This is a genomic window from Streptomyces hainanensis (assembly GCF_004348415.1).
In the GTDB taxonomy this organism is placed as follows: domain Bacteria; phylum Actinomycetota; class Actinomycetes; order Streptomycetales; family Streptomycetaceae; genus Streptomyces; species Streptomyces hainanensis.
Genome location: NZ_SMKI01000792.1, coordinates 1 through 1,663 on the forward strand (window position 1 = coordinate 1; position 1,663 = coordinate 1,663).

1 protein-coding gene is annotated in these 1,663 nt (G+C 75.8%); it reads left to right on the top strand.

Features of this window, described 5'->3' with window-relative positions:
• Nucleotides 1–213 precede the first annotated feature (213 nt).
• The coding region (locus E1283_RS35970; RefSeq protein WP_207930673.1) for a type I polyketide synthase at nucleotides 214–1,663 on the top strand (1,450 nt) is incomplete at its 3' end.

Sequence of the window (1,663 nt, forward strand, 5' to 3'; positions counted from 1 at the left end):
CCGACGTCCCCACCGACGTCCCCACCGACGTCACCGTGGACGTCCCCGCCGACGACGCCGACGACGCGTCGGCGTCCCCAGCGCACCTGAGGGATCTCTCCCCGGAGGAACTGTTCGCCGTCATCGACCGCGAGCTCGGCCTCTCCGGCACCGGGTGATCCCGTCCTCCCCGCCCGAAGCAACGAACCCACCGGCCGTTAGGGGCTGCCCGTCATGGCGCAGGAACAGCAGCACAAGCTTCTCGACTACCTCAAGCGCGTCACCGCCGAGCTCCAGGAGACGCGGGACCGGCTGCGCGACGCCGAGGCGAGCCGCCGGGAGCCGATCGCCGTGGTGGCCGCGGGGTGCCGCTACCCGGGCGACGTGCGGGACCCGGAGGGCCTGTGGGAGGTGGTCGCGCGGGAACGCGACGTCGTCGGCGAGGTCCCGGCCGACCGCGGCTGGGACCTGGACCGGCTCTTCACCGAGGAGCGGGACGACCCGGGTCCCGGGCGTTCGTACACGCGGCACGGCGGATTCCTGGCCGACGCCGCCGACTTCGACGCCGAGTTCTTCGGCGTCAGCCCGCGCGAGGCGCTGGCCATGGACCCCCAGCAGCGGCTGCTGCTGGAGACGGCGTGGGAGACCCTGGAGCGCGCCGGCATCGATCCGACCTCGCTCGCCGGCACCCGCACCGGGGTGTTCGCCGGGGTGATCCACCAGCACTACGGCAGCCGGCTCGCCGGCACCCGCTCGGCCGACGACGTGGCCGGCTACGTGCTGACCGGCAGCACCGGCAGCGTCGCCTCGGGGCGGCTGGCCTACACGCTCGGTCTGGAGGGCCCGGCGGTGACCGTGGACACCGCCTGTTCCTCCTCGCTGGTCGCCATCCACCTGGCGTGCCGGTCGCTGCGCTCCGGCGAGAGCGATCTGGCACTGGCCGGCGGCGCCATGGTGATGGCCACCCCGGAGTCCTTCGTCGAGTTCAGCCGGCAGCGCGGCCTCTCCCGGGACGGCAGGTGCCGCGCGTTCGGCGCCTCGGCTGACGGCTTCGGGCTCGCCGAGGGCGCCGGCGTCGTGCTGCTCCAGCGTCTGTCGGACGCCCGCCGCGCCGGACACCGGGTGCTGGCCGTCATCCGGGGCAGCGCCGTCAACCAGGACGGCGCCAGCAACGGGCTGACCGCCCCCCACGGCCCCTCCCAGCAGCGGGTCGTCCGCGCGGCGCTGGCCGACGCCGGGCTCGCGCCGGGCGACGTCGACGCCGTGGAGGCGCACGGCACCGGCACCACCCTCGGGGACCCCATCGAGGCCGGCGCGCTGCTCGCGGTCTACGGGGCCGACCGGCCGGCCGACCGGCCGCTGTGGCTGGGCTCGGTGAAGTCCAACATCGGTCACACCCAGGCCGCGGCCGGCGTGGCCGGCGTCATCAAGACCGTCGAGGCACTGCGGCGCGGTGTGGTGCCGGCCACCCTGCACGCCGATCCGCCCTCGCCGCACATCGACTGGGCGGGCGGGGCGCTGGCGCTGCCCGCGCACGCCGTCGACTGGCCCGAGACCGGCCGGCCGCGCCGGGCCGCCGTCTCCTCCTTCGGGATCAGCGGCACCAACGCCCACCTGATCCTCGAACAGGCCCCGGAGCCGGCGGCCGAACCCGCCGAACCCGCCGAACCCGCCGAACCCACCG